12 protein-coding genes are annotated in these 13,596 nt (G+C 66.2%); 4 read left to right on the plus strand and 8 right to left on the minus strand.

The genetic code is table 11. The annotated features are described in order from the left end of the window. Window positions 1-119 precede the first annotated feature (119 nt). Window positions 120-998, plus strand: coding sequence for a pirin family protein (locus C2U30_RS03575; RefSeq protein ID WP_103243182.1), 879 nt, complete (start codon window positions 120-122; stop codon window positions 996-998). 59 nt (window positions 999-1,057) lie between these two features. Here the strand turns inward: C2U30_RS03575 and C2U30_RS03580 are convergent, their stop codons facing one another. The 4 genes from C2U30_RS03580 to C2U30_RS03595 all read right to left on the minus strand — a co-directional run bounded on the left by C2U30_RS03580 (window position 1,058) and on the right by C2U30_RS03595 (window position 5,353). Then, window positions 1,058-1,918 carry a PA4780 family RIO1-like protein kinase gene (locus C2U30_RS03580; protein WP_029314478.1) on the minus strand — a complete coding sequence of 287 codons (861 nt, stop codon included), beginning with the start codon at window positions 1,916-1,918 and terminating at the stop codon, window positions 1,058-1,060. A gap of 94 nt (window positions 1,919-2,012) precedes the next feature. Further along, a complete protein-coding gene (locus C2U30_RS03585; protein WP_103244640.1) occupies window positions 2,013-3,008 on the minus strand; it encodes an LpxL/LpxP family acyltransferase in 996 nt (331 codons plus the stop codon). Between the two features lie 154 nt (window positions 3,009-3,162). Then, a complete protein-coding gene (locus tag C2U30_RS03590; protein ID WP_010674623.1) occupies window positions 3,163-4,152 on the minus strand; it encodes a lipid A biosynthesis (KDO)2-(lauroyl)-lipid IVA acyltransferase in 990 nt (329 codons plus the stop codon). A gap of 220 nt (window positions 4,153-4,372) precedes the next feature. After that, window positions 4,373-5,353 (minus strand): TDT family transporter, encoded by a 981-nt coding sequence (locus C2U30_RS03595; RefSeq protein ID WP_069651447.1) that lies wholly within the window; start codon window positions 5,351-5,353, stop codon window positions 4,373-4,375. 103 nt (window positions 5,354-5,456) lie between these two features. Here C2U30_RS03595 and C2U30_RS03600 point away from each other — a divergent pair, with 103 nt between their 5' ends. Further along, on the plus strand, window positions 5,457-6,341 hold the full coding sequence (locus C2U30_RS03600; RefSeq protein ID WP_039039086.1) for a LysR substrate-binding domain-containing protein: 885 nt from the start codon (window positions 5,457-5,459) through the stop codon (window positions 6,339-6,341). Window positions 6,342-6,426: 85 nt separating this feature from the next. Here C2U30_RS03600 and C2U30_RS03605 read toward each other — a convergent pair whose 3' ends face one another. The 3 genes from C2U30_RS03605 to C2U30_RS03615 form a co-directional block, all read right to left on the minus strand. Then, window positions 6,427-7,404 (minus strand): Gfo/Idh/MocA family protein, encoded by a 978-nt coding sequence (locus C2U30_RS03605; protein ID WP_103243183.1) that lies wholly within the window; start codon window positions 7,402-7,404, stop codon window positions 6,427-6,429. 35 nt (window positions 7,405-7,439) lie between these two features. Further along, complete coding sequence (nfo, locus tag C2U30_RS03610) at window positions 7,440-8,297, minus strand: deoxyribonuclease IV (protein WP_042880583.1); 858 nt, start codon at window positions 8,295-8,297, stop codon at window positions 7,440-7,442. Between the two features lie 169 nt (window positions 8,298-8,466). Further along, complete coding sequence (locus C2U30_RS03615; protein WP_103243184.1) at window positions 8,467-10,503, minus strand: glycoside hydrolase family 3 protein; 2,037 nt, start codon at window positions 10,501-10,503, stop codon at window positions 8,467-8,469. A 231-nt stretch (window positions 10,504-10,734) separates the two neighbouring features. Between C2U30_RS03615 and C2U30_RS03620 the strand changes: the two genes are divergently transcribed. Beyond that, window positions 10,735-11,745: a helix-turn-helix transcriptional regulator gene (locus tag C2U30_RS03620; RefSeq protein ID WP_069785077.1), complete on the plus strand. Its 1,011-nt coding sequence runs from the start codon at window positions 10,735-10,737 to the stop codon at window positions 11,743-11,745. Here the strand turns inward: C2U30_RS03620 and C2U30_RS03625 are convergent. Beyond that, entirely contained in the window at window positions 11,725-12,660 is a 936-nt protein-coding gene (locus C2U30_RS03625; RefSeq protein WP_103243185.1) for a LysR family transcriptional regulator, read from the minus strand. The genes C2U30_RS03620 and C2U30_RS03625 overlap by 21 nt on opposite strands. 130 nt (window positions 12,661-12,790) lie before the next feature. Here C2U30_RS03625 and C2U30_RS03630 point away from each other — a divergent pair, with 130 nt between their 5' ends. Then, complete coding sequence (locus tag C2U30_RS03630) at window positions 12,791-13,549, plus strand: SDR family NAD(P)-dependent oxidoreductase (protein WP_010674615.1); 759 nt, start codon at window positions 12,791-12,793, stop codon at window positions 13,547-13,549. Window positions 13,550-13,596 lie beyond the last annotated feature (47 nt).

Below are 13,596 nucleotides of genomic sequence, written 5' to 3' on the forward strand. Positions count from 1 at the left end.
GATTGGGGCATAGTAACCTCGGCATCACTCACCGGCACCGGGCGAGACGGCATGTCCAACTCCCGGCAGACGCTGCGGCCTGCGCGCGCGCCAACCTTTTCCTCGACAAGGAGCACCCCATGACACAACAGTGGCAACGCATTGCCTCCCGCCTCACCGATGTGGGCGGCATCCCGGTGGCTCGCGCCATCCCGGTCAAGGAGCGGCGCACCATCGGGCCCTGGTGTTTTCTCGATCATATCGGCCCGACCCGCTTTGCCCCCGGCGCCCCCGGCATGGATGTGGGGCCCCACCCCCACATCGCCCTGCAGACCTTCACATGGATGCTGGAGGGGGAGATCCTCCACCGGGACAGCCTGGGCAGCAAGCAGGTAATCCGTCCGGGCCAGGTGAACCTGATGACCGCAGGACGGGGCATCGCCCACACCGAGGAGTCGGTCCCAAACCAGCCCGATCTGCACGCCGCCCAGCTCTGGATAGCCCTGCCAGAGGCGGATCAGCATACCCCGCCCCGCTTCGATCACTACCCGACGCTCCCCCGCTGGCAGCAAGGGGAGATCACCCTCACTCTGCTCATCGGCGAGCACGGCAGCCAGCGCGCCCCCACCCTGCACTTCTCCCCCATTCTGGGGCTGGATCTGCACGCCCCCGAGGGAGGCGAGATCACCCTCCCCCTGGATCCCGCCTTCGAGCACGGCCTCTTTCCCCTCGCGAGGGAGACCATCGTCGCAGGGGAGGCCCTGGCCCCGGAGCAGTTGCTCTACCTGCCCCCCGGCAACCGGGAGGTGGCGCTGACCCTGCGCCCGGGTGCCCGGCTGCTGCTCATTGGCGGCGAACCCCTGCCCAGACCGCTGCAGATCTGGTGGAACTTCGTGAGCGTCGACAAGGAGGCCATTCGCACCGCCGCCGCCGACTGGGAGAGCGGTCATCCGCGCTTTGGCGAGGTGACAGGTTACCAGGGGCCCCGTCTCAAGGCGCCGCCCCTGACCGGGCTCTGAGCCAGGGTCCAAAACAAAAGAGCGCCCATGGCGCTCTTGTTGATTGGGATGAAGGCCCGTCAGGACTCCTCTTCCTGCTCCGCCTGCAACCTGGCCCGGCGGGCCATGGCCTCCTCCTGAGCACTCTCTATCTCGTGCAGCACGCCATCCAGATCGATGGCCTCCCGGCTCTCTTCGAACAGGCCGGTGAGCTCGGTCTCGGGGCCCAGCTTGCCATCCTCGAACAAGGACCACATCTCCCGGGCATACCGGGTCTTGAGCAGCTCGGGGGCATACATGCCGTAGTAGTTGCGCATGTTGTCGACATCCCGCTCCAGCATGGCCCTGGCCTGGTTGTTGGCGGCGGCATCCACCACCTGGGGCAGGTCGATGATGACGGGCCCCTCTTCGTCCACCAGCACGTTGAACTCCGAGAGATCCCCGTGAATGAGGCCAGCGCAGAGCATGCGCACCACGTAGCGGATCACCTTGCCATGATCCACCAGAGCCTGCTCACGGGTCAGGGCCACGTCGTTGAGACGAGGAGCGACATTGCCGTCGGCGTCGGTGATGAGCTCCATCAGCAGCACGCCATCGAGGCAGACATAGGGCCTGGGCACCCGCACCCCGGCCGCCGCCAGCTTGAACAGGGCATCCACCTCGGTGTTCTGCCACACCTCTTCGTGCTGCTTGCGACCGTACTTGGAGCCCTTCTCCATGGCGCGGGCATCGCGGCTGCTGCGCACTCGCCGCCCTTCCTGATAGACCACGGCCTGCTTGAAGCTGCGCTTTGACGCCTCTTTGTAGACCTTGGCGCAGCGGATCTCGTCGCCGCAGCGCACCACATAGACGTCGGCCTCTTTGCCGCTCATCAGCCGGCTGATGACATCGTCCACCAGGCCGTCATCAACCAGAGGTTGGATTCGATTTGGAATTTTCATGACCGCCCTTTTACCCTATTTGCACCTTGTTTGCACCTGTTTGCTGGTGGCCTGCCACCCCTGTCAGAAACGGCCCGCAAGGGGGCCGTGTCGATCAAGGTTCCGGTGGCAGCCCCTGGCGGATGCGGCGGATCCCCGCCTCGTAGAGACCGTCCTCGCCCTGATCGTGCTCCTGGGTTTCGAAGATCTTGAGAAACCACATGTACTGCTCGGGGAAGCGGCCAAGCTGCTGCTCCACCATGCGGTTCATCTGGTTGACGTCCGCCACCAGATCCGCGGTGGGATAAGGGTCGAACGGCGCCTCGATCTCCAGCCGGTAGCACCCCTCGTCCTCGTCGTAGCAGGCCAGAATGGGCACGGCGCGGGCACCGGTCAGCTTCACCAGCTTGGGCAGGGCCGGCAGGGTCGCCTTGGGGTGGTTGAAGAAGGGTACGAAGAGGCTCGCCTCCCGGCCGTGATCCTGATCCGGCAGATAGAAGAAGCTGTCGCCGCTGCGCAGGGCCTTGATGGCGGGCTTGATGCCGACGCTGCGCTCGTAGATACGCCCGCCCTTGCTGCGCTCGCGGTTGATGTACCAGTCGAACACCGCATCCTTGGGGCTTTTCATCATGGTGCACATCTTGATCCCCTGGAGGGGGAAGTAGCGGCCAATCATGTCCACCGCCCAGGTGTGGGGCACCACGAAGATCATGGGGCGACCGGCTGCCCGCTCCGCCTCCACATGCTCCCAGCCGCTCACCTTGACGCGCCCCTTGAGGAAGTCGGTGCTGCGCCAGGTCAGCTCGCCAAAGCCCAGGAAGGTCTTGAGCCCCACCCGGATGGATTTCAGCAGCAGGGCCTGACGGCCCGCTTCGTCGAGATGGGGGAAGCAGATCTTGAGGTTGGTGTCGGCGATGTAGGCCTGCTTCCTGGAGACGCGCAGCAGCAGGGGGGCCAGGTAGTCGGCCAGCTTGTCCCGTGCCCTTGCCGGCACCCAGGCCAGCAGGGAGAGCAGGGCGACGGCCAGCCAGCTGCCCCACAGACGGGGGTGCAGCAGGCGCGGATGAAAAGAGGTATCAAACACCGGATCTTGTGCGGACATGGTCGCCATCGAATCATCAAAACAGACCGTCATTTTAGTGATCCTGACAACTTTTTCTACCCTGCCCTGCACAGCGCCACCGCGCCAAGTCACGGATCAGACAAGTTAGAAATAAAAAGTGGCACGCTTGGGGCCACATTTTTGCACCGGGTGAGCGCAAGGCTCAGGGATGGGGAGCAAGGCCCCGGCGGATGCGCCGGATCCCCTCTTCGTAGAGGCCATCCGGCCCCACCTGATCCTCACGGGTGTCGAAGATCTTGAGGAACCACATGTACTGGCCCGGGTGGCGGCAGAGCTGGCGCTCCACGCTGTCGTTCATGCGGCAGGTATCCGCCATCAGATCCCCGCTCGGGTAGTCGGCGTAGGGAGCCTCGACCTCCAGCCGGTAGCCGTGCGCCTGCTCGTCATAGCAGGCCAGCACCGGCAGGGCCCGGGCGCCGGTCAGCTTCACCAGTCGTGGCAGGGCCGGCAACGTCGCCTTGGGGTGGTTGAAGAAGGGGGCGAACAGGCTTGCCTCCCGGCCGTGATCCTGATCCGGCAGATAGAAGAAGCTCAGACCGGATTTCACCGCCTTGATCACCGGCTTGATGCCGGCGCTGCGCTCATAGACGCGGCAGCCGTGCCGGGCCCGCGCGCCGTTGATGTGCCAGTCGAACACCGGGTTGCGGGCGCTCTTCATCATGGTGCACATGGGCAGGCCCCGCTGGGCAAAGTAGTAGCCCGCCGCGTCGATGGGCCAGCTGTGGGGCACCACCAGGATCACCGGTCGGCCAGCGGCCTGCTCCGCCTCGATATGTTCCCAGCCGCTGACCTGGATCCGCCCCATCACGTGGGCGGGGCTGCGCCAGGTGAACTCGCCAAAGCCCAGCAGGCTCTTGAGGCCGACCCGGATGGAGGTCATCAGGATGGCCTCCCGCTCGGCCTCGCTCTTCTCCTTGAAGCAGATGGCGAGGTTGGTCCTGGCGATGTAGATCTGCTTCTTCGAGATGGCGCATACCAGGGGCGTCAGAGCATCGGCCAGGCGATCCCGCCAGCGCGGGGGCACGAAGGCGAGCACACCGATGGCGCCGAGGGCGAGCCAGCTCAACCAGTAACGGGGGTGCAGCAGACGAGGCTGGAATCGGGCGTCAAACACGGGATCAGATGAGGACATGGGGCACGACAAAACAATGGGAAGATAAAGTGGCGCGCATCGTGACAGGTATTACCAGTTAACGCCAACTGAATGTCGCCTGTATGGGCAACTATTTAAGCCACTTCACGGATTGACAAAATTAATCTGCTTCATTTGATTCCCCTCTGTGTCACTGCATCACGAACGGCAGACCCCGCACGGGCGGGGTCGATGACGAGGGGGGATGAAAACCTTGTGCCTAGCGGCGTGCGGGCTGCCCCGGCAGGTCATCCTGCACCGCCGGCAGGAAGAACATCAGGTAACGCAGGGCCACGTAACCCACCACCAGGGTGGCCACCCCCAGCTCCAGATAGGCCAGCTGATGGAGCTGCTCGGCATAGCGGGCCGCCTGTGGCCACTGCGACAGCAGGTGACTCACCTTGAACAGGGCGGTGGCCCCGATCACCAGGGGGAAGGTGAAAGCGGCGTAACCCGGCGAGAACGGCAGACGCAGCAGCTTGATGAAGGCCAGGTAGATGATGCCGGTCATCAGCACGGCAATCCCGAGCAGCACCGCCACCAGCAGCAGGGAGGGATCCTGGCTCACGGTGAGGTAGCCGGCCAGCGACAGGCTCGCCGGGGCGGCCAGGATGGCGATGGTGGGCTTGGCGGCATCCGGCACCTCGTGGCTGAAGATGAGGCGATAGAGCATCAGCGGCAGCATCAGGCCGTAGCAGGCCATGCCGAACCAGAGCAGGCCGGTGGCCAGGGATGCGAAGGGACCGCCCGGGTAGGCCACGTCAGCCACGATGATCCCCACCGGCGGCACGAACCAGCTCGGCACCATGTGATGGATTTCAAACGCTTTGGCCCTGTGCCAGACGAAGGTGGCGAGGAAGACGAGGTGGACGACGACCGCAAACAGCCAGAGCCCCTGCCCCAGGGTCGGGGCGAGCAGGCCGACCGCCTTGGAGACCACCATGGTCCCCATGGCGTAGGTGGGCACCACGCTGCCCACCACGGGATGGGCGAGATCCTGCCACAGCAGGCGCGGGTGGATCAGAAACTTGAAGGTCAGGACGAGGAGCAGCACGGCGGCGATGGCGGCCCCCAGCAGTTGCAGACGGCCATCGAACTGACCGGCATTTTCCCAGCACCAGCCGAGGCTGGCGATCCCCAGAGCCAGACCGGCCATGGGGGTCGGGGCGGCGGCCAGGGAGCGGCGGGTTCTTGCGATCATGGCGGATACCCTCTTGATGATGACGATGGGCATAGGATAAAGGGGGTCTATCGTTTACGATATCTAAATGAATTGAACTTAGCGTTTAGGAAAATCAAACGATATGAAGCTCACCCTGCAACAACTCAAGGTGTTTGCCACCATCGCCCGCCACGGCAACCTGGGGGGCGCCGCCAATGAACTCTGCCTGAGCAAGGGGGCCGTCTCCCAGTCGCTGCAGGAGCTGGAGCGCCAGCTCGCCACGCCCCTGTTCGACCGGGTGCACCCGAGGCTTCAGCTCAACAGCGAGGGGCGTCTGCTGCAACCGGCCGCCGAGGAGCTGCTGACCCGGATGCAGGAGATAGAGCAGCTCTTCAGCCCCGATGCCGAGCCGAGCGGCCAGCTGCACCTCGGGGCCAGCCAGACCATCGGCAACTACCTGCTGCCCGCCCTGCTGGCGGAGGGGGCCCAGGAGCTGGGGGCCGCCCCCAGGGTCACCATCGCCAACACCCACCTCCTGTGCCATGCCCTCGCCCACTTCGAACTGGATCTCGCCCTCATCGAGGGGGAGAACCACCACCCGGACCTGGTGAGCGAACCCTGGCTGGAGGACGAGATGCTCATCATCGCCGCCCCCGGTCACCCCCTGGCGGATCAGCTCGAGCTGCCCCTGCGCCGGCTTGCCGGGGAAACCTGGGTGCTGCGCGAGGCGCAATCCGGCAGCCGCGAGCAGTTCGAGCAGCAGCTCCAGCCCCACCTGCCCCGCTGGCAGGCGGGGATAGAGCTCAATACCCTGGAGGCGGTGATGCTGGCGGTGGAGAAGGGGCTCGGCATCTCCTTCATCTCCCGCCTCGCGGTGGCGGATCGGCTGGCACAGGGGCGCCTGGTGGCCCTCACCCCGAGTCGCCGCTTCCCCCGCCAGCTCTCCCTCGTCTGGCACAAGCAGAAGTTCCACTCCGCCGCCCTGCGCCGCTTCCTGGCCTTCTGCCGCGCCCAGACCCTGGCGTGAGAAGCCCTTCGGATGCAGCAAGGGCGCCGTTGGCGCCCTTGTCGTTCAGCCGATGAGCCCTTCGGCCCTCAGCCCTTCCCCGGCCTCAGCCGGCGAGTCCCCCTTCAATCCAGCCGAGCACCTGCCGGGTCACGGCCTGGGGCACCCAGGGAGAGTCCAGCAGCCGGTGGCGCAGGCAATCGGCGAAGTGATCCGCCTCGTGCTGCATGCCGCCCCCCTCCACCGGCAGATAGATGTCCGCCGGCCAGATGACGGGGGCAGGCCCCCCTTGCCAGCGAATGTGCTGGGGATTCCACCACTTGCCCTCGATGACCAGGCGCCACCCCTCCCCGGACAAGGACGCTTCCCGCTCGAGATCCTCGATGATGGAGGCCCCGAGTTCGGCCCGAAACGGCTCATCGAACGTGAAGCTGGCGGCGAGATCCACCTCCCCCGGAGCCCGCGTCAGCGTCACCTCGGGGACGGGGCAGCCCAACCCCAGCCGATGGCAGAGGGCGGCATGGAGCCAGAGGGGATAGACCCCCACGTCCCAGGCGGCGCCGCCATCCAGCGCCGGATCGAACAGCTTGCCCACCCTGGGCTGGGCCGAACCGAACGCCGCCCGCAGCTCGCGCGGCGGCGGCAGCAGGGGCAGGCGCTGCAACAGGGCGCGCATGGCGGGAAAGCACATCACCTTCATGGCCTCGAGCAGCAGCAGGCCCCGTGCGTGGGCGAGCGCCACCAGGGCGTCCCAATCCGCTACCCGGGTCACCGCCGGTTTCTCCACCAGTACGTGCTTGCCCGCCAGCAGCATCTGCCTCACCAGGCCCGCGTGCTCCGGGTGGATGACCGCCACATAGACGGCCTCCACCTCGGGGCTGGCGGCCAGGGCCTCATAGCCGCCATAGGCGTGGGGCAGCCCCAGATCCCGGGCGAACTCGTCCGCCCGTCCCTGGTCCCGGGCGGCGATGGCCACCACCTCGGCTCCCCTGGCGTGCCCGTTCACATCGCGGCAAAAACGCCGGGCGATGGCCCCCGCCCCGGCAATGCCAAAGCGCAGGGGCGCCCTTGTCTCGTCGTGCATCGTCTCTCCTTGCTACCCAATGGTGGACCCCGGCATCACGCCGGGCGCGGGCTCCCGGCCAGGCTGCGCAGCCAGCTTATCTCCTCGCCCCAGATGGACTCGTCGATGGTCTCGAGGATAAGCGGGATGCCGTCAAATCGGTCGTCGTTCATGATGTGGTGGAACACCGCCTCGCCGAGGTTGCCCTCCCGCAGGCTGTGGTGACGGTCGACCCGACTACCGAAGGTACACTTGGCGCCGTTGATATGCATCCCCTTGAGGTACTGGAACCCCACGATGCGGTCGAAGTCGGCAAACACCGCCTCGCACCCCTCGGGGGTACGCAGATCGTAACCGGCGGCGAAGGCGTGGCAGGTGTCAAAGCAGACGCCGACCCGACTCTTGTCCTCTACCCCGTCGATGAGGGTGGCCAGGTGCTCGAACGACCAGCCGAGGTTGGTACCCTGGCCTGCGGTATTCTCGATCACCGCCGTCACCCCTTCACTGCGCTCCAGCGCCCAGTTGATGGACTCGCTCACCAGCTTGAGGCTCACCGCCTCGGGGATCTGCTTGAGATGGCTGCCCGGGTGGAAGTTCAGGTAGCACAACCCCAGTTGCTCGCAGCGCTTCATCTCGTCCAGAAACGCATCCCGGGACTTGGCGAGGGCGTCGGGGTCGGGATGACCCAGGTTGATGAGGTAGCTGTCGTGGGGCAGGATCTGCTCGGGACGAAAGCCCTCCTTCTCGCAGGCGGCCTTGAAGGCGCGAATGCTGGCCTCGGAGAGGGGCGCCGCCTGCCACTGGCGCTGGTTCTTGGTAAACAGGGCGAAGGCATTGGCCCCGATGGCTTTGGCCCGGGCGATGGTGTTTTCCACCCCGCCCGCCGCACTGACGTGGGCTCCGATAAATTTCATCTCATCTCCTGTGCACTGTGACCGGGTGCCCGCCACACTGGCCACCGCACCCGTTGCCGGGGCGCCATTATGCCCAAGCCAACCCCTTGCGCCAAACCGGGATTGTCGATGGGGGCAATGGAAAAGGCGCCCGAAGGCGCCTTGATGAGAGACAGAACATCCCTGTCCGTCAATAGGCCAGACCGGCCCCGTAGGGATAGAGCGGGCTTTGTGAGTCCTTGGCCACGTCCGGGGACTGGGCCAGCACCGCCTGCCAGCTCGAGGGCAGCTCGAAGGGGAGCTTGCCGCGTGCCTTCTGGGTCCCGCTCATGACATCGAACAGGGCCTGATCCAGGGCGCCGAAGTTGGCCAGCAGCACCCGGGCCGCCGGGGCCACCTCGGTCAGGATGGCGGGCCTGTCCAGATAGACGGAGAGCACCAGGGGCACCCCGGCCTGCTCGATGGCCTGGATGGCGGCATAGTCATCCGCGCCGCGGTAGACCCCTTCGTGGGCCGTCTCCTGCACCACCTGATCATTGCTGGCAAAGCCGAGCTGGCCGAAGTGGATGCTGCCAAACGGGAAGCGGGGATCCTGCTCGCCCGGGGCGTTGACCCGCACGATGGCAAGCTCCGCATCGGCCAGGTTCGTCACCACCGTATAGCCGTTGGCCCTGGCCACCTCGGCGTTGACATTGTGCAGATAGACCCGCTTGCCGTCCGCCTTCAGCGGCAGCAGGGCCCCCTCGTTCTTCAGCAGCACGTGAGACGCCGCCTGGGCGGCCTGGGCCTCCTGCTGGAACTCGGCCTTGCCCACCAGGGCCACCGCGGCCTCGGCATCCACATAGGGATTCTCGAAGAGCCCGAGGGCAAACTTCTGGGCCAGGATCCGCTCGGCCGAGGTGGTGATGGCCGCCTCGGTCACCAGACCGCTCTGCACCGCCGCCAGCAGGGGAGCCGGATCTTCCACGCCACCGAACTGATCCACCCCGGCGTCTATGGCCTTGGCATAACGCTCGGCCTTGGTGAGCTTCTCCACGCCCCAGGACATGCCAAAGGGCACGGTCCAGGGGCTCACCCCGGCATTGACCTCATCCTGGGTCAACCCCTGCTCGCAGCGGCTGTCACAGTCATTGACGATGCCCCAGTCGCTCAGCACCACGCCGTCAAACTTGAAGTGGCCCCGCAACAGATCCGTGATGATCTGGCGGTTGAAGCCAAACCCCACCTCCTCGACGGGCTGCCCATCCTGGGTCAGGCCCAGGGGCATGGCGTAATAGGGCATCACGGCGGCCACCCTGGCCTCGAAGGCGCCCTCGAAGGGCACCAGGTGGTAGGCAAACTGACCGCCGGGGTAGACCTGCTCCTTGCCCCAGGGGTTGTGGGCATCCAGCCCGTCCTTCTGGGGACCGGCCCCGGCGAAGTGCTTGACCACGGTGACCACGCTCTCCTTGCCTATCCCCTCGCTCCCCTGCTGGAAGCCCTCGATGTAGGCTTTGACCAGGGACTTGGCGAGCAGGTTGTCTTCCCCGAAGGTACCGTTGATGCGGCCCCAGCGCGGCTCGGTCGCGAGATCCGCCTGGGGCGAGAGGGCCTCGTGGATGCCGACGGCCCGGTACTCCTGACGGGCGATGTCGCCAAAGCGCTGCACCAGGGCGGCATCACCGATGGCGGCCAGCCCCAGGGTCTCGGGCCACTGGGAGAAGGCCCCGGCACCGATACTGGTGGCGTTGGGATCATGGGTGAAGTGGTTGCGGGGATCCGTGCTCACCGTCATGGGGATGCCGAATCCCACCCCTTCCAGCAGGGCCTGCAGGGTGTTGTTGTCCGCGGCGATGGCCGCCGGATCACCGGCCATGCGGGTGATGAAGGTGTTGACCCCGTCCTCGCGCAGCATCTTGTCCATGGCCGCGAGGTTCACCCGCCCCGCCCCGTCCAGCACCAGGGTGCCGTGCATCATCAGCCCTGCCTTCTGGGCCAGGGTGAGCCTGCCCACCAGATCCCGGGCCCGCTCGGCGGCGCCGAGGCGCCAGTCCTCGTAGGGGGTCAGGGTGCCGCTGCCATCGAGATCCTTGAATTGCAGGCCGTCCTGCTCGATGAGGGTGACGGTGCGGTGGCCCAGAACGGGCTGCTCGGGCTTGGGGGTGGAGTCGTTGTCGTTGCACCCTGCCAGCAGCAGGGCCCCGATGGCGAGGGCGACACGGGTTCGGGAGAGCGAGTGGTGTTTCATTGTTGTTATCTTCCTTGTGTGTGTAGGAGTCGCCACTCTATGCAAAAGCGGCCCCTCTCACTTGCCCGTCGGGTGCAGGAAGTTGCCGGTTGGGAGCAGGATTGAAAAGTGTGAAAAGGGTTGCAGGGTTACCCTTGGTTACAAATCTGAAACATGAAAGCGGCGCTGGCTCACGGCAATCCGCCGCCGTTGGTCGATGATGGTGGGCCACCGCTGACAAGGATTTTTGCCGTGAAGACCGTCTCCAACCGGATTGCCCTGCACTGCCTCAACCACTGGCAGGCCCGCGGGCGGGATCCTGCTGCCCTCCTGCACCCCTGCGGCATCGCCCACGAAGAGCTGCTGATCCCCCAGGGGCGGCTCGACACCGGGCGCCACTTCCGGCTGCTGGCCGGGGCAGCCCCCCACGTGGATCTGGCCCTCGACTGGACGCCCCCCGCCCTCCCCGGCCTCTTTGCCGACTTCATGTCGCTGGCGAGCCTGTGCTGCAACGCCGCCACCCTTCGCCAGGCCCTGCACTTCTTCCTCGCCTACCGCCCCCTTATCGGCGAGAGCGACGAGATCCGCCTGCAAGAAGAAGAGGGGCAGGCCAGGATCAGCTACCACTCGGAGTCCGATCACCCGGACGTCATCGCCCTGAGCAGCCTGGCCAACCTCTGCCACCTCTATGCCCTGCTCCAGTTCTACCACCCGGGCCAGGGGCTGCTGGTGCTGCCCACCCCGGTACGCCCCAGGCTGTGGCGTGAGCTGGCAGGCTGGCTGGAAGGGCGGTTGCAACAGGGGGCGGCCTTCGAGCTGCACTTTCCCGCCGCCTTGCTCGATCTCGCCCACGGGCAGTGCAACCTGCCCCTGCAACCCCTGCTGCTCGGGGAGCTCGACCGGCAGATGGCCCAGCTTCGCCCAAGCAGCCGCTACCGGGACAGGGTGATGGCACTCATCCGCCAACAGCTGTGGCAAGAGAGCGCCGAGGCCTCCTCTCTGCTCGATGGGGTGTGCGAGCACCTCAAACTGACCCGCTGGACCCTCAACCGCCATCTGCGGGAGGAAGGGTGCCACTTCTCGGGCCTGCTGGAGCGGGTGCGCCGGGAGGAGGCCTGCCGCCTGTTGCAGGATCCCGCCCTCCCCCTGCAGACAGTGGGGGAGCGCCTGGGTTTTGCCCGCCAGAGCAGCTTTACCCGCTTCTTTCGCGAGGCGTTTGCCCTCTCGCCGAGGGAGTTTCGCTCAAGGCGCAGCCGCCTCTGAGGCGCCCCCGAGATGGGCGGCGAGCAACCCCGCCAGCCAGTGGATGAAGAGCTGGACCCTGGGGGCCAGTTGGCGGCGATGGGCATAGAGGGCGTGGATGGGGAGCGGCGGCGGCTGCCACTGGGGCAGGATGCTCACCAGCTCGCCCCCCGCGAGCAGGGATTCGACCCCCACCCGCGGCATCTGGATGATGCCAAGCCCCGCCAGCGCCGCCGCCAGGTAGGTCTCGCTGTCATTGACCATGAGGGCCCCCGCCATGGGCAGCAGGGCGCGGCAGCCATCTTCCGCCAGGTATTCAAAGCCGGGTTCGCTGCGTCCCTGCCCGGCACCAAACCCGGGACCATAGTGCACCAGCCGGTGGCCCGCCAGATCCCCAAGGGTGCGGGGCACCCCGTGGCGAGCCAGGTAGCCTGCGCTGGCACAGTTGATCTGGCGATAGTGACCAAGGGGCCTGGCCACCAGGCTGGAGGGCTCAAGCCCCCCGACCCGCACCACGCAGTCAAACCCCTCGCGCACCAGATCCACCCGCCTGTCCGTGCTGCTCAGCATCAGTTGCAGGGCGGGATGCTGCGCCAGAAAGTCCGGCAGGGCCGGGATCACCAGGTGGCGGGCCATCCGGCTTGGCATGTCGACCCGCAGTTGTCCCGAGATCTGCCCCCCCTGGCGAAACAGGCCGTCAAACTCCTCCATGTCCGCCAAAAGCTCCCGGCATCTGGCATAGCAGAGCTGGCCGTCCGTGGTGAGCTGCACCCGCCGCGTGGTACGCAGCAGGAGCCGGGTCCCCATGCGCTCCTCCAGCCGGCGGATGGCGGCAGAGAGGGTCGCCTTGGGGATGCCCGTCTGCTCGGCACAGCGGGTAAAACTCTCCAGCTCGGCAACCCGCACGAAGGCTCTCATCGCATCCAGTTGATCCATGGCCTGATTGTCTCGATAAACGGAACAGTGATTCTATTATCACGCTATTTATCCAGTTTAAAAGGAACAATACAGTGATCTGGTCGGCTCGTATCGAGCCTGTGTCCGCCACCCTGACAGGAGTCATACCATGACCAGACCCATCGCCCTCATCACCGGGGCCAGCCGCGGCCTTGGCAAGCACGGGGCCCTGGCCCTCGCCGCCAAAGGCGTCGACCTCATCATCACCTACCGCAGCCAGGCCGCAGAGGCGGAGGCGGTGGTGACCCAGGCCCGCGCCCTCGGCGTTCGGGCCCATGCCCTGGCTCTGGACGTGGGCGAGAGCGCCACCTTCGCGGCCTTTGCAGAGGAGGTGACGCAACTGCTCGCCCGGGAGTGGCAGCGCACCCATTTCAACTTCCTGGTCAACAACGCCGGGATCGGCATTCATGCCAGCTTCGAGCAGACCACGGAGCAGCAGTTCGACACCCTGCTCAACATCCACCTCAAGGGGACCTTCTTCCTGACCCAGGCGCTCCTGCCCCTCCTGGCAGACGGCGGTCGCATCCTCAACCTCTCCACCGGCCTCACCCGCTTCGCCATGCCGGGTTATGCCGCCTACGCCGCCATGAAGGGGGGCGTCGAGGTGCTCACCCAGTATCTGGCCAAGGAGCTGGGCCCCAGGGGCATCGCGGTCAACGTGCTGGCCCCCGGCGCCATCGAGACCGATTTTGGCGGCGGCGTGGTGCGCGACAACAAGGGAGTCAACGACTTTCTCGCGAGCCAGACCGCCCTTGGCCGGGTGGGTCAGCCCGACGACATCGGTGGTGCCATCGCCGCCCTGCTCTCCGATGACTGCCGCTGGATCACCGCCCAGCGCATCGAAGCCTCGGGCGGCATGTTTATCTAGGCGGTCATGGTTGCCTGCTGCACAAACAAGGAAGGCCCCCTCCGATG

This window comes from Aeromonas sp. ASNIH5, assembly GCF_002902865.1.
Lineage (GTDB): Bacteria > Pseudomonadota > Gammaproteobacteria > Enterobacterales > Aeromonadaceae > Aeromonas > Aeromonas caviae.

Excerpts from the sequence above, each read along its gene's own strand:
- C2U30_RS03600 (WP_039039086.1), top strand. The coding sequence starts at position 5,457 with ATGAAGCTCACCCTGCAACAACTCAAGGTGTTTGCCACCATCGCCCGC.
- C2U30_RS03585 (WP_103244640.1), bottom strand. The coding sequence starts at position 3,008 with ATGGCGACCATGTCCGCACAAGATCCGGTGTTTGATACCTCTTTTCAT.
- C2U30_RS03575 (WP_103243182.1), top strand. The coding sequence starts at position 120 with ATGACACAACAGTGGCAACGCATTGCCTCCCGCCTCACCGATGTGGGC.
- C2U30_RS03595 (WP_069651447.1), bottom strand. The coding sequence starts at position 5,353 with ATGATCGCAAGAACCCGCCGCTCCCTGGCCGCCGCCCCGACCCCCATG.
- C2U30_RS03605 (WP_103243183.1), bottom strand. The coding sequence starts at position 7,404 with ATGCACGACGAGACAAGGGCGCCCCTGCGCTTTGGCATTGCCGGGGCG.
- nfo (WP_042880583.1), bottom strand. The coding sequence starts at position 8,297 with ATGAAATTTATCGGAGCCCACGTCAGTGCGGCGGGCGGGGTGGAAAAC.
- C2U30_RS03615 (WP_103243184.1), bottom strand. The coding sequence starts at position 10,503 with ATGAAACACCACTCGCTCTCCCGAACCCGTGTCGCCCTCGCCATCGGG.
- C2U30_RS03630 (WP_010674615.1), top strand. The coding sequence starts at position 12,791 with ATGACCAGACCCATCGCCCTCATCACCGGGGCCAGCCGCGGCCTTGGC.
- C2U30_RS03590 (WP_010674623.1), bottom strand. The coding sequence starts at position 4,152 with ATGTCCTCATCTGATCCCGTGTTTGACGCCCGATTCCAGCCTCGTCTG.
- C2U30_RS03580 (WP_029314478.1), bottom strand. The coding sequence starts at position 1,918 with ATGAAAATTCCAAATCGAATCCAACCTCTGGTTGATGACGGCCTGGTG.
- C2U30_RS03625 (WP_103243185.1), bottom strand. The coding sequence starts at position 12,660 with ATGGATCAACTGGATGCGATGAGAGCCTTCGTGCGGGTTGCCGAGCTG.